Raw genomic sequence first — 19541 nt, 5'->3', positions numbered from 1 at the left:
GAGTGATGGTGCGCAACCCAACCACATCAGTACTTGGCCCCAAAAGGTCACTCACACAAGGAGATTATCGTGGAAGCACTTGCAAACTGGGCGTTCCTGTCCTCTGACGCACACGTCGCTGGCGCACTGCTCGGCATTCTGAAGCAGCTCGCTAGCCTGGCAGGCAACCTGGGCGACCTGCTCAGCCTCGTCGCATAAGCGACGCCGCCACCTACAGCCCCGCCTTTGTGCGGGGTTGTTTTGCGTTTCGGGGGTCTTTGCTAGCCCCGCTTGCGCAGTTACTGAACACAAAGCGGGGGTGGGCGGTAAACTCGACAGTATGGCTGACCACAAAGATGATGAACTCCCGATGATCGACCTCGCGGAGGTCGAGGGCTGGGTCGTTGACGATACCGATGAAGACGATCCGGTGCTGCTGATGCCGGACGGCACCCCGATCCAGACGTGGCGTGAGAACTACCCCTACGACGCGCGCCTGACCCGTGATGAGTACGAGAAGGAAAAGCGCGCGCTGCAGATCGAGCTGCTGAAGTGGCAGAACTGGACCAAGGACACGGGCCAGCGCCACATCATCATCTTCGAGGGCCGCGACGCCGCCGGTAAGGGTGGCACCATCAAGCGTTTTAACGAGCACCTCAACCCGCGTGGCGCCCGCACCGTCGCGCTGGAGAAGCCCAGCCCGCGCGAGTCCACCTCGTGGTACTTCCAGCGCTACATCGAGCACTTCCCGGCCGCCGGCGAGATCGTGTTCTTCGACCGTTCCTGGTACAACCGCTCCGGCGTTGAGCGCGTCATGGGCTTCTGCACCGAGTCGCAGCACGCCGAGTTCCTGCGTGAGGTGCCGATGCTGGAAAACATGATCCTGGGCTCCGGGATCTCGCTGACCAAGTTCTGGTTCTCCGTGACGCAGAAGGAGCAGCGCACCCGCTTCGCCATCCGCCAGGTGGACCCGGTGCGTCAGTGGAAGCTGTCGCCGATGGACCTGGCCTCGCTGGACAAGTGGGAGGACTACACCCGCGCCAAGGAGGAGCAGTTCCGCTACACGGATACCGACGAGTCCCCGTGGATCACCATTAAGTCCAACGACAAGAAGCGCGCCCGCCTCAACGCGATGCGCTACATCCTGAGCAAGTTCGAGTACACGAACAAGGATCACGATGTGGTTGGCGAGCCGGACCCGCTGATCGTCAAGCGCGGCCGCGACCAGATCGGTGACTAGGCTTTAGCGCTATACAGCCCGGCTCTCCCGCATGGGGGCCGGGTTTTGTGTTGGGGTGGGCTATATGTCGAACCCGCCTTGTCGAACACGTCCAAAAAATTGAGGTTGTTCGACAACCCGGGTTCGACAATTGGGCCGAGCAGGGCTAAACAGCGCAGATCGGAACTCGATAGTCGCTGAAATTTCCGGAACTATCGAACTCCAACTTGCGCTGTTTGGCCAGTCCTGCCGCCGCAGGCGCGCCCCAAACCCTACTCCTCGTCCTCCATGATGGCCTTGGTGAGCTTCTTCAGGCTCTTGAGCTGCTTGTTGCTGGAGGCGTCGAGGGCGCGGTCCTCGGCGTCGGCAACTTCGTCGGCGAGCATGCTCAGGGCTTTGGTGCCCTTCTTGGTGGCGGTGACGATCTGGCGGCGGCGGTCTTTCGGGTCGCGGTCGCGCTTGACCCAGCCGAGGTCCTCCAGCGAGTCGACGAGGCGGACCATGTCGGAGGCGTCGACAGCCAGCAGGCTGGACAGCTGCGACTGGGAGAGCGCGTTTTCGGCGACGCAGGTGAGCACCCAGAAGCCGCGCATGGACACCTCGTGCTTGCACAGGGTGCGCTCGACCTCGTCCTTGGTGTGGCGACGGACCCGCTCGATCTGGAAGGACGGGGATTTGATTAGCGCGCTGGGGAGCTCGTCGTGGGTTGCCATACCCTCATCCTAGGGTTAGTGGGCCACACCAAACAATTACAGTTGGCCGCGACGAGCGTGCGTACCCCCGAACGTCTACTTGTCGGTGGGCAGACCTGCGGCGACCCAGGCCTCGGTGCCGCCTTCGACGTTGATCACGTTGTCCCAGCCGAGCGCCTGCTCGAGGTACTCGGCGACGCGCAGGGAGCGGCCGCCGGCCTTGCAGATGACGTAGATGTCCCGGTCGGGGTCGATGTCGCCGGTGTTGCCGACGATGGTGGACATCGGCATGCTGACGGCGCCGGTGGCGTGGACTTCGGCGTACTCTTCGGGCTCGCGGACGTCGATAAGCTGGGCACCCTGCGGCACTTCGGTGACGTTGACTGATTGCATGGCCACGATCCTATACGCTTTCCTGCATGAACCTTGACCGACGCCCGCCGCAGTGGGTGTTTTGGGTGCGGCGCGCCGCGGTGCTGGGGGTGCTGGTGGTGGTGCTGATGGGCATTGTGGCGCTGGTGTCGCGGTGCGGGGGAAATGAGCCTGAGCCGCCCGCGCAGGTGGGGCAGTCGCGGCCGGTGGAGCTGCGCATCCCCGCGATAGGGCTGGACGCCGAGTTTGAGACGGGGGACTGCCGGGTCAAGGATGGGGCGCTCAATCCGCGCGCGATGACGAAGGCCTGCGTGTACACCGCGCCGGACAAGCCGTACGAGCTGCCTGGCCCGGGTGCGGGCGACCTGACGGTGATTGCGGGGCACACGGGCGCGGGCGTGCCGGGGGTGTTCGACGCGCTGTACGACAGCGGGGCGGACGCGTCGCGGGTGTCGGTCGGCGATGCGTTGTACCTGCGCACCGAGGATTCCGCCGAAGCGTGGCTGAAGTACGAGGCGACGGATGTGCACGCGCCGCAGAAGGCCGGGCTCGCCGACGACGCCTCGATCTGGGGCACCGGGCCGATGCCTGGGCGGCTGCTGACCATCTCGTGCATTCAGCCGCCAAACCTGCTTGCCGACGCCGTGCGCAATGCGGTGGTGGGTTGGCAGTTTGTCGCCGTCGTGCCCGAGGCCGAGCTGCTTAACGACGCCACCGTTACCAATGTGTGACGTGTTGCCCCTGTGAAAAGTGTGACCGCGCGTGTAGAGTCTAAAGGTGAACTTGAGAGTGAGTCTTTCTCGCACGACAGGAGACCCCTATGCACCGCACCCCACGTACCCTTGCCGCCGCCGGATTCGCCGGCGCGCTCGCCCTTTCCGCCGCGCCGCTCGCCGGAGCCCAGGACCTGCCCGCCGAGGTGCACGACGCCTTCGGCGCGACCTACTTCCTTAACGAGGCGGGCGACTACTACGTCGCTGACGCCGCTCAGGTGGCCGTGCCGTACGCGCAGCTAAGCGCCGCCGACCAGGAGCGCGCGGTCAACGTAACCCGCGCCGCCATCGCCGGGCTTATCGACGCTCCGGCGGATACTTCCGCTTCGACCTCGGCCGAAGCTCCCGCTGATGCTCCGAAGGGCGACGCTGTCGCCACGCCCGTCAAGCCCGAGGGTGACGGCGCACCGAATGAGAAGGTGCTGGACGCCGACGCCGTCGATCCGAACAACCCGGACCCAGTCCAGGGCGGGCTCGTCGCTCTGCCGTCTGTGCTGAGCGTGAACGGCGAGACTTTCTACCTCAATGCCGACGGCGCAACCTATGTCAACGACATTGCCCGCGTCGCCGATACCCCGACGCCGGAAGAAGTCGAGGCATCCGCGAAGCTGGTTGCTGAGCACTCCGGCGAGGTCCGCGAGCAGGGCTTGGAAGAGGCACGTGCTGGCGGCAAGGATGCGGAGGCTGTGCCGGACGCAGGTGCTGCCGACGCTCCAGCTGTAGAGGTGCATCACCAGGCCGCTCCGGCACCTGCTGGTGCCGCTGTCGAGGGCGTGCAAGCCCGCGGTATGGCCGCCGAGACGGGTTCGAACACGTTCCTCCGCGCGCTCGTCGCCCTGGTGATCGCCTCCGGGCTGGGTGCTGCCGTCTTCCTGGTGGGGCGTCGCTACCTGATCTAGCGGTGTCGCTGCGTGTGGCAGCGATGAACGGGGTGTCTTGTGGGCGCTCTCGCATGGTTGCGGGAGCGCCTTTTTGGTGCGTTGGGGGTGGGTGATCGTGTATCGCGTTGTGTCTTGCTGGGCAGTTTTGTTGCTTCGAGATACGTAATGGTGTCGTATTACGGGTGTGGTTTGTGTGAGCGTTTTCGCCGGAGCTCCTGCGGCTTGGGGGGCGGTGCCGGTCGCGTCCCACCCACGACGCATTTTGCCTGTTGGGACACTTACATGCTTTAAAGGTCTAGATAGATTGTGATGGCGAGGTGGATCGCGCTGCGACCTAAGGTTGGGCCTCTTGTTGGGGATGGCTCTGCCAATCGTGCAGGTATCGGAATAAAAATAGCCAAGCTACCCCCGATCCCCCCCCCTACTTCCTGTGAGTAATGAATACTTTTTCAAACGTCTATCTGTGCCCTGAGGCACATCGTCGGGCTCATGCGGGTTGACGCTCACCGCATTTATGCAGGTCGCATGTGGATGGGGGTGCTAGGAAGTTGCTGGTGGTGCGAGGCGTTGTATGTATGGATGAATAGTTTTAAAAGTAGTGACGACACGCTTTAGTAGCGGAGTGGACAGGTGTTCAGGTTGCTACTACTTTTCAAAGCGGTGCCCAGGCTGGGCCCAAGTTCACGCCAGGAACAGTTACGGCGTGCTTTCCCACCGCTGACCACACAGGGCCCAGCGATCTCTGATTTTCCGGAAGGACTTTCACCATGGCCAATGCCTTTACCAAGACCGCAGCCATCGCAGTTGCTGCGGGCCTGACCCTCGCCGGCTCCGCCGGTATTGCTACTGACGCGATTGCGCAGGAGACTCCGGCGCACACCTCGAACGTGACTGGCGCTGGCATTGACAGCTCGAAATCGCTGTCGCTGACGCTGCACAAGAAGAAGCTTGCAAATGACCAGCAGCCTGGAGAGCAGGCGAACGGCCAGGAGATGCAGGGCGTTCCTGGAACCGGACTGGACGGAGTTGAATACAAGCTTGATTTGGTCAAGTCTCTGAAGACTGATCAGGACTGGCAGGAAGCGGCAAAGACCTACAAGGACAACAAGACTGCTGACATTCTCAATATTGAGCCGGAAAAGGCTAATGTAGCATCCGGCACGACCGCTAACGGCGGCAACGTGAAGTTTGAGAATCTTGAGCGTGGTCTGTACCGCGTTGTCGAGACCAAGGCACCTGCTGGCGTCGTACCGGGTGCGCCGTTCCTGGTTTACGTGCCGATGACGAACAAAGACGGTACCGACTGGGTTTACGACGTCCATGCTTACCCGAAGAACACCGAGAACACGGTGACCAAGGAAGTGAAGGATGAGTGGGCGAACGCTGGTGACGAGTACACCTACACCCTGTCTACTGGCGTACCGGCAGGCACGCTGACCAAGTACGTTGTCCGGGATACGCTTCACGAAAAGCTTGCCGCACCGACCGAGGAAAACGTGAAGGTCGAAGGTTTCACCGTCGGCACCGATTATCAGGTGAACATCGATGGCCAGAAGGTCGAGGTCGAGTTTACCGAGGCAGGCCGGAAGAAACTGCAGGCCGGTACTCAGGTTAAGACCACCATCACGGCTAAGACTAAAGAGGCGGTCCAGCACATCCCCAACCAGGGCACGCTGATCTACAACAACGGCAGCTCCGAGCATGATGTCGAACAGCCGACCAACGAGGTTCACACCTACTGGGGCAATCTCAAGGTAACCAAGACCGATGAAGGCACGAAGCCGCTCGCTGGTGCAGAGTTTGAGCTTGTTCGCTGCCAAGGGGGAGAAGGTAAGCCCTGGACGCAGGTTGCAGACACCGGTGCTCAGAACGCCTACTCCAGCACCGGCGACACGACGAAGCCGGTGAAGAAATTCGTTACGGGTGATGACGGCACGGTAACTATCTCGGGTATTCACGTCGAAGACTTTGAGAACAACTCTGCTGAAAACGTGAAGACCAACTTCTGCCTCAAGGAGACGAAGGCACCGAAGGGCTACATCGCCGATGACAAGCTGATTCCCTTTGAGCTGAAGCGTGGCGAAGTCAACAAGGAGACCGGCGCACCGGTGAAGACTATTGAGTCTGCCGCAAACGTCAAGAACATTAAGTCCCCGAATACGCTGCCCAACACCGGTGGCATGGGTGTCCTGATCATCGTTCTTGCTGGTCTGGCCATCATCGGTGGCGGTGTCTACGCAGCACGTCGCAACTCCCAGTCGGCCTAAGCCGCAACGTGTAGCCGGTGCGGTGCCCACCGCGCCGATTACAGGTGATGTCTGCCATTAGCATCACCACCCACGCCTTAAGGCGGGAAGGCGTAAAACTCCCGCCCAGTTTTTACACATGCCCCTGGTGCCCAGGTGAGGAAGGATCGCGCAGTGAGCACAGCTGTGGAAAGCAAGCACCGCAAGAAGCCGGCGCAGGAGTCGTTTTTCCAGCGCATCGCGCTGCCGGTCATCATTATCCTCGCCGGGCTGATGGTGCTCATGTACCCGGTTGTCGCCACCCAGTGGAACAACCGCGTGCAGGAGCAGGTGGCGAAGCAATACGAGGAGGACCTCGTCGAGGCTCCACCCGAGCAGATCAACCAGGCGCTCGAAGCGGCGAAGGAGTACAACCGCTCGCACACGGACGGCCCGATCCTGGACCCGTGGCTCGCGCGCATTTCCGAGGACAACCTGGACTACCAGGAGTACGAGAAGCACCTCGAGGGCGTGTCCGCGATGTCGCAGCTGGCCATCCCGGCTATCGACGTCCGCCTCCCCGTCTACCACGGCACCCGCGACGACACACTGCAGAAGGGGCTTGGCCACCTCTACGGCTCCGCGCTGCCCACCGGTGGCGAGGGCTTCCACTCGGTGATCACGGGTCACACGGGCCTGACCAACGCCACGCTTTTCGACGACCTCGTCGACGTCCAGGTCGGCGACGCCATCTACCTCTCCACCTTCGGCGAGCGGATGAAGTACGAGGTCTACGACATCGAGGTCGTGCTCCCGGAAGAGACGGAAAGTCTCCGCGCCGAAGAGGGCCGCGACCTGCTCACGCTGATCACCTGCACCCCCTACGGCATTAACACGCACCGCCTTCTCGTCCACGCGGAGCGCGTCCCAATGGATCCGGACGAGGCGAGCGTGCTCGATGAATCCACCAGCACCGTGCAGTGGTGGATGTGGGCGCTCGGACTGCTGGCGCTGTTGATTCTCCTCGGCTTGGCCTGGTGGATCTGGCGCGAGAAGCAGAAGAACGATCGCACGGGCACTTCGAACGAGGAGGTCTAAGTCCTAGTGCGCACATTCAAAACCCTCGCCGTCGCTGGTGCGGCGTCGATAATGCTCAGTAGCGCAGCGATGCCCGCGGCGCTTGCCGCCGATCGCGTCATCAGCGGCAACGACCGCAACATCGCGGCCGAGAGCGTCGACGTCAACGAGCCGATCTCGCTGCTCGTGCGGAAGGCCCCCACGAACCCGTTTGATGACATTCCTGCTGGCCAGAAGCCCCCAGCCGTCGCCGGCGCGAAGTTCACGCTGTCGAAGGTGCGCGGCGTGGACATCACCACCGGGGACGGCCGCAGTGCGGCCAGGAACATGTCGCTTGACGACGCCCGCGCCGCCGGCCTCGACACAATCTCCACCCTCACCACGGGCGAGGATGGCCGCGTGCAGTTCATGGACTTAAAACCGGGCCTGTACCTGCTCGAGGAGTCGGCTCCGGATACCAATTACGACTACCGGATCTCCAGCCCGAAGCTGTTGATCCTTCCGCTCGCCAACGCGACGGGCGACCGCTTTAAGTACGACAACGTGATCGTCACCAAGCCTGGCAACAACCTCCCGGGCGGCTCGACCTCGCAGACGACCACGCCCACCACAACGGTGACCACCACGCCGACGGTCACCCCTACGACTGAGAAGACGCCGCCTCCGCCGGGGGAGCGCACCCGCACGGTGACCTCGTCTACGGAGAAGACCACCACCGACCGCACCACGGATTCCTCCACGGTGCGCACGACGGAAACCACCACCGGCCTGACCACTGCGCCCGGTGGCGGCAATAACGGCGGCGGCTCATCCGACGGCGGCAGCCGCAGCGGCGGAGGCGGATTGGCCTCCACAGGCGCGAACGTGCTTTGGGCAGCGGGGCTTGGCCTGGCCTTGGTCCTGCTCGGCGTGATCCTGGCTCGACGTAACCGCGCAGACAACACACGCTAAACGGATTTAGGAAGGACAAACGATGCGAAACATTTTCAAGCGCTCGGAGCGTGGCACTCGCACGCGCCGGACTAACCATGGCGTGTCTGCTGTTGTAGCTGCTTTAGCTTCGGCATCGCTGGTTGCTGGCCTCGCTGCCTACCCTGCGGAGGCACAGGATGAGACCGCGCTAGAAACCCTATCGGCTGAAGCGCTATTTACGCCTGACGAAGCGTCGTCACTTGCTGAGGACTCTATCCCTGAAACAACGCCGACACCCGCTTCCCCGCAAGTACCGACTACCTCAGCACAGCCCATACAGCCTCCTTTGTTTACCGCAGGTGAGGCGGTGCAGGTGACTCGGGATGAGGATGTGGACGTAGTAGTCGTCAATGATCCCGACGGCAAAGCTTGGGGATACGGGGCTAAAGCATCTGACGAGAATATCTTTGGTATTACCCGGTCAGGTGATGGTGAAATCGAGAAAATTACTGGGGTCACTATTGACGGTGTGGCGCTCGACTCAACGGACTACGGCTTTGTAAACAACGCCGATGGCGGCGTCCTTGCCTTCGACATGGACGCGCTGCATGAGATTCCTCCTCAGCACGTCGAGTTGAAGGTACGCACTACCGGACCTGCTGATTATAAGATTGCAGAGAGCGACGAAGTCCCGACTGTTGAGGAATTGGAAGCATCGGGATTTGGCGCGGCTGATGATGACGCTCCGCAAGCTGACCTGAACATGCGAGCAAGCGATGAGACGTTTTGGTCTGCAGAGCAGCGGCTCGACTCGCCCATTATTGGCGCAGGTACTCAGGTCTTCGAAGGATTAACAGGTTCGAAGCGCTATATCGAGGTGAAGCCGACAGGTGCATTCCCTGGTCAGGATGGCCCTGATATTCGTATCACGCGGATTGTGGTGCGTAATATTCAAACGGGCACCCAAAAACCTGATCTGCAGTGGGCCGTAGAGAAGAACGCGAACGAAAAATACTATGGAAAAGGGTCCGCGGTCAAAGACAACCAAGGCCGCGATAAGGGCGTTGAAATCCGCTTTTTCGACCCTGAGTCCGGGAACTCTCCAATCAATGGGCAATTCCTCATCTGGTCGGGGAGCGACAATCTCAAGATTGCTAGCAACATTAACTATCCTGGTTGGAGCAGCAACATTGATGTTCTGCGGAACAACTACGAGGTAGAAGTCTACGGCTCATTTCGTGTGAAGGACGAGCGCAAGGAACAAAGCTGGTCTGAGGACAATGACCAGGGCAAGCTCAGTACGACTGCAAAGCCGATTGTTTCGGTTCGTGAAAACCGCTGGAAAGCGGAGATGGTTCAAAAGGTGACCAAGGGCGGTATCCTCACCCCGTCTATCACCGCCGAGATCCCGAAAGGAACGACTGCCTACTCCCCGGACAGCGGCGTTCAACCTCGGCTTACCATAGCTGGCCCGGATGGATCAGTAATTGCTGAATACTCCGGCCGAGTTTTAGACGGCAAGGCGAGCTTTGGATTGCCGGACCCTCTTGCTATCCCTGATGGGGCAACACTTACTGTCCGAATGGAACTCAAAGGCGACAACGCAAAGCGTGCAGAAGTTCCACAGGGGCCGGGCAACATTGATTTTTCCGTTGAGCCAGAAGATAACGGGACAGTTCCCGGGCCCGGTGGAAAGTTCACGGAGCCGGAACACCTCGAGGATCCGAGTGCAGCAAAAACTGGTGGAAGCCTTCGCTTCGAGACCGTAACAACGACTCCTGCCGGCCGAGCCTACTTCAAGGTCGATGGCGGTCCGGTAACTCTCGAGAGCATCACTCTTTCTAACTCGGGACAAAACCTTGAAAAAGATCCGTCGGGTGCTGGATTCGAGATTCTAGCTAACGCATGTCGCGAGGTGCCGAGCAATCAGGTGACATCTTGTCAGCGGTATGTCTGGTTTGATGGTCAGCAAGTCACCGTCAACAAAAACCAGGACGGGAGTTTGACTTACAAATTTAAAGACCCTTATACATTTGGCGAGGGGCAGCGCTTCGCGCTGCCGTTTGCCGGTGGAAAACTCAACTCAGATTGGAAGATATCTGGATCTACACCGGAAGCTGCCGGTCCTTCCCAGCCAAAAGAATCGGATCTAGAGGGGCAGGAGCCGGTGCAGCCTGAGCTCCCAGATGCAACCGCTTCAGCATTTTCTATCCCGGAAACTGGTGGAAGCAAGGGGATTTGTCTGCCTGCAACTAACCCACCAATAGGTCTCGGAGCGAAGCCGGATGACCGTCCTACGCTCGTTCAATTCAACGTAGAAAATTCCTCAACGTACCGTGATGGTTCCTTACACTTAAAGCGGACCGACGGAAAAGTGTTCAAACAGCACAACGTGGTCTATGAATTTACTAACTCGAGGAACAGTCAAGCGGGCACCAGTTCAATCCGTAGCCAGGTTGTGCGTGGCTGGGGAACGTCGGAAATCGTCATCGATCTTCGAGAAATTGTGAAGATCTACGAGGCAAATGGTTGGACTTGGCCTGCAGGCTTTGCGTACATGAATGTTTGGCTTAACGATGATTTGCCGTGTGGCAATATCCAGACGGCGATCTATAAGCAACAAATAGGTGCCGAACCTGCGAATAAGGGACAGCGTGTGTGCAAAGGTGAGACGCTTACCCCCGAAAAACGGCATGCACCTATTGCCGCAGCTAATCCTGGTGGAGTCTACGTAATCGCGAGTAACATCGATCGTCTCCCTCCGGGAGCGAACAACGATTTGAACTATCGATACTCGTCACAGCTGTACTTGCAGGAAAATGGCAGCAGTCAGTTTGTCGAGGTAGGAAATGAGACACCATGGGTATACAATGCGCTGTCATATAACCCGCAAGATAACTGGTTGTACGCCATCAGTCAGCCTCGTGGGCATGACACCAATAAGAGGCTCACATACTTGGAAGACCCGTGCTATCCAGCAGGACACCTTCTGCAGATTAATCCGCGGACCGGAGAGGTCCACGATCTCGGCAAAGTGAAGAAGCCCGCTTCCGGCAAGACACATTCCATGAATACTGATTACGGCTTCCAAGGGTCGTACCGTCACAGTTCGACACCAGCTACTTCGGCGAATGACCTGTGGGGAGGCATTAACTCTGGCGTATTTGACAACCAGAATCGTTACTGGGTTTCTAACTCTTCATCCAGTGGTACCGGAGCGATGTACCTAGTTAATCTCGATAATCCGTCCGCCGAGATGTACGGATCCGAAAAGAATGGTTCTGCTCCTTCCATCAGCACGGACAGGTACCGAACGTTCTCTGAGGATTTGGCTGCAATGCCTGCGAGTGCGCACCCTAATGCTCAGCGTTACCTATGGGGTATTAGGAGCCCTTGGATCAGCCCGGCAGGAGAGAAAAACAAGATTTTCTTGGAACGGATCGACCTGGAAACCGGTGAAGTAAGGACCACCAACATCGCGGACCTGATGGACCCGGTAACTGGTGTTAAGCTGTCGCAGCTTGCACGAAATGGGGCTCCTGTCTGGGGCAAAGCCTGGTCATACGGCAACGGTGATCTCGGTTTTGGTACGGGTGGTAGGACTGCAACGACCGATTCAATTCGCCTCCGTGTGCTGAATCCCGGTACCGAATCTGAAAAGGTTGAGCTGATCTCCCACGGCACAGCTCCGAGGTCTTATAACACCGACGGTGCCAGTACTATCGCGGCAAGAAATGTCGACTTGGGAGTGAAGAAGACTCGTTCTGAAACCTGGATCGACGGAAAACAAACCAAGGTGAGTTGGGTTGTTACGGTGACTAACGAATCTTATGGGCCGAGCAGCGGCTTCGAGCTCAATGATCTTCTACCTGACACTGTTAAAAACCCTGTTGTTACCGCCGTCGTGGGCAGCGATGCCACGTGGAAGGTGCAGTGGGGACCGCAGGACAACAAGCAGCTAATGCGCTTTACTCACGGTTACCTTGGGCCTCGGTCCTCGGTAGAAATTCACCTGTCCGCGGACGTTGCAGGAAAACCTGAGGAGGCAGTGTGCTCGCCTAACTTTGCAACGCTGACGCCAAATGAGATTGATCTGAAGACGGACAACAACAGTGCAGTGGATGCACCTTGTGTTGACAAGAAACCAGGAGAAGTTTCGGGACCTGACGAGAACGGAAGCTATTCGGCCAATTACACAATTCAGATAACCAACCCGCTTCGTCAGAAGACTGAGGTAGGTGGGGTGACCCGCCCGGCTGCGGATATGCATTACGGGCCAGTGATCGATACGCTCCACTTCCCCAAGGGAATTGAGGTGCAGGAAGTTTCCTGGACAGGGATAGACGAGAACGAAAAGCAGTTCGTTTCCACAACGGCGCAGCAGCCGCTTAACCAGGAGGACCTTAGATTTGAGCTTGCGAAAGGCGGCACGATCAAAAAGGACGGAAAACGAAATCTTCATCAGTACCACGTGCAGGTCAAATACCTTGTGACCGATGCCAAGGCTCTGAGCACTGCTGTTGATCCTGAAACGTGTGCACCGGGGAAGTCGCTGTACAACAATGTAAATGTCCAGGGCGCGGAAGATATTGCTTGTGTCCCGCCGCCAGAGACGAATCCGGCGAAGGTGTCCCTGCATCTTGCAAAGGTGTCCTCTGACGATTTCAACGGCGACGACATTTTGACGAATGGGAAGACTCTGTCCAGGGCAAAATTCGAGCTTGTCCCATTGGGCGATGACTGGGAGCCGATTCAGGGCCAGAAATCCTTGCCGTTCTCCTATAACGAGGAAAGGGGCACTTTTGGCTCCCCCGAGTTGGAACCAGGCAAGTACAGGCTCTATGAGCGTCAGGCCCCTGAGGGATTCAGTCTGCTCACTCGTCCTATTGATTTCTCCGTCGGAATCGTCGGGAACTCCGGATCGGCGCAAGTAGCCCTTCGCTTTGCCGACGCTAGTGTTGTGGCGCGCCAGATTGACCTATCGAAGGCGCCGTCATCTTGGGGGTTGACCGACCGAGACGCAATCTTGACGCTCGCTAACGTCCGCCAGGGCAACCTGCCTAAGACGGGCGGCTACGGACTGCAAGTGCCTTTGCTGCTCAGCAGTGTGTTGATCCTCTTTGGTACCGCGCTCGGACGTCGCAATATGACACGGGCATAAGCCGATGGGGTAGAGGGCATAATCGCCGCTGCGAATCCCAGCACAAGCTGGGTGTTCGCAGCGGCGTATTCGCATTTCTGGTCATACGGTGGATGAAGGACGGTACCACCGTGACCTGCATGGTTTTCGGTGACATCGAATGGCTATTGCCGATTTCAACCTGTATTCTTTCTAAGAGTCTAGTTAGTTATTTCTTACGAAAAGGTTGTTATCCTCACCGTGTCTCCCCGAAAATTCCTCGCCACCGCATGCGCTGTCGCTCTGGGCGCTGGCTCGCTTTTAGTTAGTACACCGTCTGCGGATGCGTACGAAGGGGAGATTAGAAACCCGCGTGATGCGCGGTGCATGACCGCGATCAGAGAGGTGAAACAGGGCAAAGAGATTACCGACGTCAACCGGTACTTCTTCGGCCTCCACCACAGCAATATCCGCGGAAACACGCTGAAGATCTACAACACCACCCCTTACGGCTCGCACCTCAAAGAGGCGATGGATGCTTGGATCGACCAAACCGGAGGATTGCTCCGCGTCGAGTATGTGGACCACCGCGACCCGGAGGCAGTGACGGTGGAGCTTGCGCCAATCGACGGTACGGTAATTGGACGCCAGGCGGGGATGCCCGGGAATAACCCGCGCGTCATGCTCAACAAATCGTTGTATTCCAACCCGGCAAGCATTCACCGCGCAAGCATGGTGATGACGCTCGCTCACGAGATGGGCCACGCGATGGGGCTTGCGCACTCGTGCGATAACACGCTGATGAAGAGTGGTGCGACCGGAGGCAAGTTCGCCACCCTGCCGACGAAGTTCGACGCGCAGGTGCTCATCCAGACCCACCCGGATCTGCGCCGCCTGAATGGCCAGCCGATGCCGACTCCGACCCCGGAGCCTGAACCCGTGCCGACCCCGGAGCCTGCTCCCGAACCGGAACCCGAGCCGTCAGTTGAACCAGCTCCGGAGCCCGAACCGTCTGTTGAACCGACGCCAGAACCAGAACCGTCTGTTGAACCGACGCCAGAACCTGAGCCCACCCCGGAGCTCCCGACGAGCACGAGTGTGCCAACTACAACGAAGCGCACCACGACTCAGCCTTCGCCGACTAGCGAACGCCCCAGTGACCTGACTGTTACGGTCACGGCACCGGCCCAGCCGACCAGTAGCGAGCCGGCACCGCCGGTGGAGCCCACCACGACCACGCAGCCAACGAGCACAACGCTTGCTCCGATCACGGTGCCGAAGCCGCGCACGCTCGAAGAGGCGCAGCGCGCGGTCAAGGAGTACGCGGACAAGTATCAAAGCGCTCGTGCCGCGGGAGATAAGGCACTCGCCGACGTCTACCTCGCCGCCCTCCGCGAAGCAAACACTAACCGTGCAGAACTGCGGGAGCAGTTGGCTTCGCAGACAACAACGTCTTCCACCACTTCTGCACCGAAAACAACCACGACGTCTTCGCCAACGTTGACGACGCACCGCGTCACCCCGACGGCAAAGCCCACGCCCACCACGCAGACAGCTACGTCGCAGTCGTCTACGCAGAAGCCCGTTGCAACAACGAGCACGACGACTTCGCAGAAGCCCACTACGCGTGCAACCACGTCCGCGCCGACTACGACTTCGCAGAAGTCCACGGCACGCGAAACTACCACCGCGCCGACGACTACTACGCGGGAAATCACGCAGAAGCCGTCTACGCAGAAGCCGGTCGTCTCGACAACAACGTCGCAGAAGTCCACCACTCGTGCGACCACCTCCGCGCCGAAGTCTTCGACGTCGCAGATGTCTACCGTCCGTGCAACTACTTCTGCTTCGACGACTAAAACGGAAGCAACCACGCCGAAGTCGTCGACGCAGAAGCCGGATTCGCCGACGACCACGTCGAAGGCGACTTCCGCCGCTTCGGCGACTACATCGCAGGCAACCACACCGAAGTCGTCTACACAGAAGCCCGCCACACCGACGAGCACGACCGCGCACGAATCCTCCACAGTGGCCACCACCTCGTCCACGACGCCCACCCCGGTCGACGTGGAAGAGCCGACCCCGTCCGAGTCTCGTTGGCCGTGGACGACCCGACCCGCAAAGCCTGCCGACAGCCCCACGTCAACAACGGCAACTACGTCAACCCCGTCTTCGGCAGTAGCCACCAGCACTGTCGCCGAAACTCCAGCGGCACCAGAACCGGAGACCGAGACACCAACCGTTGACGCCCCGACCGTCACGATGACGCAGGTGACCACCACCCTGGAGGCACCCGCCGACACCCCCACAGAAAACGCAGCAGAAAACGCAGCAGAAGACGGGTCCGACCCCACGGGCAGTGCAACCGGCTCGGCTGAGGGTTCCAGCAAGGGCACTATCGCGGCGATCGTAATCCCGCTGGTGCTCGGAATCATCGGCGTCCTCGGCGCGGGCTGGGCTTGGGCTGGCGGCCTCATCCCAGGGGTTCCGGCACCGAACTTCTAAACGCCCCAAAACCAGGATGGTAACCAGAAGATGGTCATCAGCCGAGTAACGTCACGCCAACCCGCGGCAGTTACTCGGCTGATTACCATCCTGACGTTCCCATCGGCTGATTACCATCCTGAGGGGCCCAACGTCCTCCAGAAAAACCAGGCCCTACAACGTAGCGGCAGAACTGTAGCCCCCAAACCGTAGTCTTTCGAGTGGGCCGCCGTTTCCCGCGGCCGATTCAAGCGTTTTACTCGAAAGGCTACGTTCCAGACGCTACGCACTAGCCGATCAAACCCACCACCCCCCAAACACCAAAGCCCGAGCCCACCAACAACGGCAGACCCGGGCCCAAAACCCAAAAAGCCAGAAGCCTTACTTCTTGTACGCCTCGATCGCGTCCTGCAGGATCTTCTCGGCCTCGGCCTTGTTACCCCAGCCGGAACCGGAAACTTCCTTGTTCGGCTCGAGGTCCTTGTAGTGCACGAAGAAGTGCTCGATTTCGTCCTTGAGGAACTGGGAGACGTCGTCGATGTCCTGGTAGTGCTCGTAGCGGACGTCGTCGATGACGCAGAGCAGCTTGTCGTCGCCGCCGGCCTCGTCGGTCATCTTGAACACGCCGAGCGGACGCACCTTCACGGTGACACCGGGGAAGACGGGTTCGGGGAGGATGACCAGTGCGTCGAGCGGGTCGCCGTCGTCGGCAAGCGTGTGCTCGATGTAGCCGTAGTCGGCGGGGTAGGCCATCGGGGTGAACAGGTAGCGGTCGAGGTAGACGCGGCCGGTTTCGTGGTCGAGCTCGTACTTGTTGCGCGAGCCCTTGGGGATTTCGATGATGACCTCGGTAGCCATGTATTGCTCCTTCTTCTTGTGATGGTTCGGCTCCCCATCATACGTGGGCTAGTGTTGGTGCCGATGAAAGTATGGTCTTGGGTAGTGGGCGCGCTCGCGCTCGCGGCGGTCGGCACGGCGGCAGGCTTCGGGGTCACAGCGCAGCGCGAGCTCGCGGCGTTGGAGCACGCCCCCGCATACTCGCTTACCGCCCCGCCACCGCTGCTCGCACCTGCGCAGGGCAGTGACATCGACGAGCAGTTGCTTATCGACGCTCTAACGCCCCCCGCCGCAAACCCCGACCTCGGCACCTTCCACGCTCGGATTTCTTCCGTGAACACGGGCGAGGTGGTCCTGGATCGCAACGCGGACGAGCCTTTGCGCCCGGCGTCGGTAACCAAAATCCTTACGTCTGCCGCGGCCCTGTACCAGTTGGGGCCGGAGGACACGCTGTCCACGGCTGTGGTGCGCGGCGCGCAGCCCGGCGAGGTGACCATCCTCGCAGGCGGCGACGTCTGGCTCGACGACGATGCGCTCGATGACCTCGCGGCGCAGGTTTCGGCCTCCGACGCAGGGCAGGTCACGTCGGTAAGCATCGACACCTCGCTCTGGGACGGTTTTACTGAGTTCCCCGAAACCTGGGACCCCGAGAACATCGACGCGGGCTACGTAGCCCCGCTGCAGCCGGCGATGCTTTCCGGTGGCCGCATGGACGGCAACACCGAGGGCGATGTCCCGCGCTCGCATACCCCGGCGCTCGCGGTGGCGCAGGCGTTGGCGTACCGCCTCGGCGCGGACAACGCCAGCGTTGCGGACGCGCCCGTCGCGGAGGACGCGCAGGTGCTCGCCACCGTCGAGTCGCCCACGCTGACGGAGCGGATGCGGGTGATGATGCGCAACTCGGACAACGTCTACGCCGAGGCCATCGGCCACGAGGTTGCGCTTGCCCGCGGCACCACCGACGCGCCGCAGGCCGTCCTGGACACGCTTGCCGAGCACGGCCTGGACCTCAGCGGCACCGAGCTGGCCGACTGCAGCGGGCTTTCCGACACGAACCGGATCGCGCCCGCGCTCCTCGACACCATCCTGATGCAAGCCGCGACCGAGGCCCCGCTGCGCGACCTGCTCGATACCCTGCCCGTCGCCGCGGGCGAGGGCACCCTGGAGACCCGCTACGATGATCTCCCAGGCCGCGGCTGGGTACGCGCGAAGACCGGCACGCTCGACGAGACCTCCGCGCTCGCCGGCACCGTGACCAGCGAAGCAGGCAACGTCTACACTTTCGCGTTCATCTCCAACGACTCCTCCATCCTTGAGGCCCGCCGCGGGATGGACGAGCTCGCCTCCGTCCTGCGCGCCTTCTGACCATGGCATCGCAGCCCTTCTGGCCCCGCACCTCGCCGCACTTCCTCGCTTGCCGACGCGCCGTACGCGCACACCACACCGACGCCGAAGTCACCATCGGACTCTCCGGCGGGCCGGACTCGCTCGCCCTCGTCGCCGCCGCAGCAGCGGAGCAACAACCGGCGCGCGCGGTGGTTGTCGACCACGGGCTGCAGCCGGGCTCTGCGGGCGTCGCTAAGCGTGCCGCTGCCCAGGCCCGCGCGCTTGGCGTCCCTGCCGAAGTCGTGGCCGTGAGCGTCGATAGAAGCGACAACCTCGAGGCCGCCGCCCGCGAGGCCCGCTACGCCGCGCTCTTCGCTTCCCACAACGAGGTCTGGGTCGCGCACACCGCCGACGACCAGGCCGAAACCCTGCTACTCGGGGCGCTGCGCGGCAACCCCGCAGGCATGGAAGCGCGCGCCGGGCGGCTCGTGCGCCCCTTCCTTCACCTGCGCCGCGCGGACACCGTCGGTGCCTGCGCCGAGCTCGGCCTTACCACCTGGGATGATCCGATGAACCAGGACCCGGCGTACCGGCGCGTCGCCATCCGCACCCAGATCATCCCGGCCCTTACGGAGCTTCTCGGCGGCGACGCCGTCCCCGCGCTCGCGAGCACCGCCGACCGGATCGCGCAGAGCAACGCCGTCATCCGCGGGCTCGCCCAACCTGCCGGCCCCATGCGCTGCGATGACCTCAAAGCGCTGCCCGGGGTCGTGCGCCGCTCCCGCATCCACGCCTGGCTCGTCGACCACAACGTCCACCCCAACGGTGCCCAGCTCGACGCCATCGAGCGGCTGGTCACCCACTGGCGCGGCCAGGTCGGCGTCGATCTGGCACAGGGCGTGCGGGTGCGCCGCGTCGACGGCACACTCCAACTCACTGACCGTTGACCTGGGCCTTGTTGTCGCACAAGGTGAATAGGTGGCAGTATGAAGGAGTTGTAAGCCAACAGGAGATGGAAGGGCCCAACCATGACCGAGCTGTACACCGAGAAGGATTTCAACGTCCCCGCCAACCGCTACGGCGATGACGTGGAGGCCATCCTCCTGACCGAGGAGGTGCTGCAGACCCGCATCCAGGAGCTCGCCGACATGATCTCGGAGAAGTATAAGGACGCGGAACAGGACCTCATCCTCGTGTGCGTGCTCAAGGGCGCGGTGTTCTTCCTCACCGATTTCGTGCGCAAGCTTTCCATCCCGGCGGAGATGGAGTTCATGGCGGTGTCTTCCTACGGCAACTCCACCACCAGCTCGGGCGTGGTCCGCATTCTCAAGGACCTGGATAAGGAGATCGCGGACCGCGACGTGCTCGTGGTCGAGGACATCATCGACTCTGGCCTGACCCTGTCCTGGCTGCTGAAGAACCTACGTGGCCGCGGACCGAAGAGCCTCGAGGTGATCACCCTGCTGCGCAAGCCGGAGGTGCAGACGGCGCAGATCGATCTGCTGGATGTCGGCTTTGACATCCCGAACGAGTTCGTGATCGGCTACGGCCTGGACTACGCGGAGCGCTACCGCGACCTGCCGTACGTGGGCACGCTGCACCCGCGCGTGTACTCGGACAGCGACGCTTAACGCCAGCTTTTTAG

15 protein-coding genes are annotated in these 19541 nt (G+C 60.9%); 12 read left to right on the top strand and 3 right to left on the bottom strand.

Features of this window, described 5'->3' with window-relative positions; genetic code table 11:
• Positions 1-69: 69 nt before the first annotated feature.
• Positions 70-198 carry a hypothetical protein gene (locus tag HMPREF2550_RS12540; RefSeq protein WP_256380815.1) on the top strand — a complete coding sequence of 43 codons (129 nt, stop codon included), beginning with the start codon at positions 70-72 and terminating at the stop codon, positions 196-198.
• Positions 199-319: 121 nt separating this feature from the next.
• Positions 320-1219, top strand: coding sequence for a polyphosphate kinase 2 (ppk2, locus tag HMPREF2550_RS08515; protein WP_038592494.1), 900 nt, complete (start codon positions 320-322; stop codon positions 1217-1219).
• Positions 1220-1470: 251 nt separating this feature from the next.
• Here the strand turns inward: ppk2 and HMPREF2550_RS08510 are convergent, their stop codons facing one another.
• Both HMPREF2550_RS08510 and HMPREF2550_RS08505 read right to left on the bottom strand, forming a co-directional pair.
• Positions 1471-1911 carry a MarR family transcriptional regulator gene (locus HMPREF2550_RS08510; protein ID WP_070764204.1) on the bottom strand — a complete coding sequence of 147 codons (441 nt, stop codon included), beginning with the start codon at positions 1909-1911 and terminating at the stop codon, positions 1471-1473.
• Between the two features lie 75 nt (positions 1912-1986).
• Entirely contained in the window at positions 1987-2283 is a 297-nt protein-coding gene (locus HMPREF2550_RS08505) for a rhodanese-like domain-containing protein (protein ID WP_070790675.1), read from the bottom strand.
• A gap of 26 nt (positions 2284-2309) precedes the next feature.
• On the opposite strand from HMPREF2550_RS08505, the gene HMPREF2550_RS08500 reads away from it, so the two are divergent.
• The 7 genes from HMPREF2550_RS08500 to HMPREF2550_RS12285 all read left to right on the top strand — a co-directional run bounded on the left by HMPREF2550_RS08500 (position 2310) and on the right by HMPREF2550_RS12285 (position 15754).
• Positions 2310-2993, top strand: a complete 684-nt coding sequence (locus tag HMPREF2550_RS08500; RefSeq protein WP_070790674.1) for a sortase family protein — start codon at positions 2310-2312, stop codon at positions 2991-2993.
• An 89-nt stretch (positions 2994-3082) separates the two neighbouring features.
• Positions 3083-3934 carry a hypothetical protein gene (locus HMPREF2550_RS08495; protein WP_070790673.1) on the top strand — a complete coding sequence of 284 codons (852 nt, stop codon included), beginning with the start codon at positions 3083-3085 and terminating at the stop codon, positions 3932-3934.
• A 749-nt stretch (positions 3935-4683) separates the two neighbouring features.
• The gene (locus HMPREF2550_RS08490; protein ID WP_070790672.1) at positions 4684-6183 is read left to right on the top strand and encodes a SpaH/EbpB family LPXTG-anchored major pilin; all 1500 of its coding nucleotides are present in this window, start codon (positions 4684-4686) and stop codon (positions 6181-6183) included.
• A gap of 153 nt (positions 6184-6336) precedes the next feature.
• Positions 6337-7239 (top strand): class C sortase, encoded by a 903-nt coding sequence (locus HMPREF2550_RS08485; protein WP_070790671.1) that lies wholly within the window; start codon positions 6337-6339, stop codon positions 7237-7239.
• A 6-nt stretch (positions 7240-7245) separates the two neighbouring features.
• The gene (locus HMPREF2550_RS08480) at positions 7246-8169 is read left to right on the top strand and encodes a SpaA isopeptide-forming pilin-related protein (protein ID WP_141760571.1); all 924 of its coding nucleotides are present in this window, start codon (positions 7246-7248) and stop codon (positions 8167-8169) included.
• Positions 8170-8251: 82 nt separating this feature from the next.
• Complete coding sequence (locus tag HMPREF2550_RS12135) at positions 8252-13291, top strand: DUF6923 family protein (RefSeq protein WP_141760570.1); 5040 nt, start codon at positions 8252-8254, stop codon at positions 13289-13291.
• A 345-nt stretch (positions 13292-13636) separates the two neighbouring features.
• Positions 13637-15754 (top strand): zinc metalloprotease, encoded by a 2118-nt coding sequence (locus HMPREF2550_RS12285; RefSeq protein WP_168167701.1) that lies wholly within the window; start codon positions 13637-13639, stop codon positions 15752-15754.
• Between the two features lie 360 nt (positions 15755-16114).
• Here HMPREF2550_RS12285 and HMPREF2550_RS08460 read toward each other — a convergent pair whose 3' ends face one another.
• Positions 16115-16591 (bottom strand): inorganic diphosphatase, encoded by a 477-nt coding sequence (locus HMPREF2550_RS08460; protein WP_070764217.1) that lies wholly within the window; start codon positions 16589-16591, stop codon positions 16115-16117.
• A 63-nt stretch (positions 16592-16654) separates the two neighbouring features.
• Between HMPREF2550_RS08460 and dacB the strand changes: the two genes are divergently transcribed.
• The 3 genes from dacB (at position 16655) to hpt (ending at position 19527) form a co-directional block, all read left to right on the top strand.
• Positions 16655-17935 carry a D-alanyl-D-alanine carboxypeptidase/D-alanyl-D-alanine endopeptidase gene (dacB, locus tag HMPREF2550_RS08455; RefSeq protein WP_070790718.1) on the top strand — a complete coding sequence of 427 codons (1281 nt, stop codon included), beginning with the start codon at positions 16655-16657 and terminating at the stop codon, positions 17933-17935.
• Positions 17936-17937: 2 nt separating this feature from the next.
• Positions 17938-18843 carry a tRNA lysidine(34) synthetase TilS gene (gene tilS / locus HMPREF2550_RS08450; RefSeq protein ID WP_070790667.1) on the top strand — a complete coding sequence of 302 codons (906 nt, stop codon included), beginning with the start codon at positions 17938-17940 and terminating at the stop codon, positions 18841-18843.
• Positions 18844-18933: 90 nt separating this feature from the next.
• On the top strand, positions 18934-19527 hold the full coding sequence (gene hpt, locus HMPREF2550_RS08445) for a hypoxanthine phosphoribosyltransferase (RefSeq protein ID WP_070764360.1): 594 nt from the start codon (positions 18934-18936) through the stop codon (positions 19525-19527).
• Positions 19528-19541: the final 14 nt, after the last annotated feature.

The organism is Corynebacterium sp. HMSC074A01 (genome assembly GCF_001831515.1).
In the GTDB taxonomy this organism is placed as follows: domain Bacteria; phylum Actinomycetota; class Actinomycetes; order Mycobacteriales; family Mycobacteriaceae; genus Corynebacterium.
This window is presented reverse-complemented; position numbering and strand designations above follow the sequence as displayed.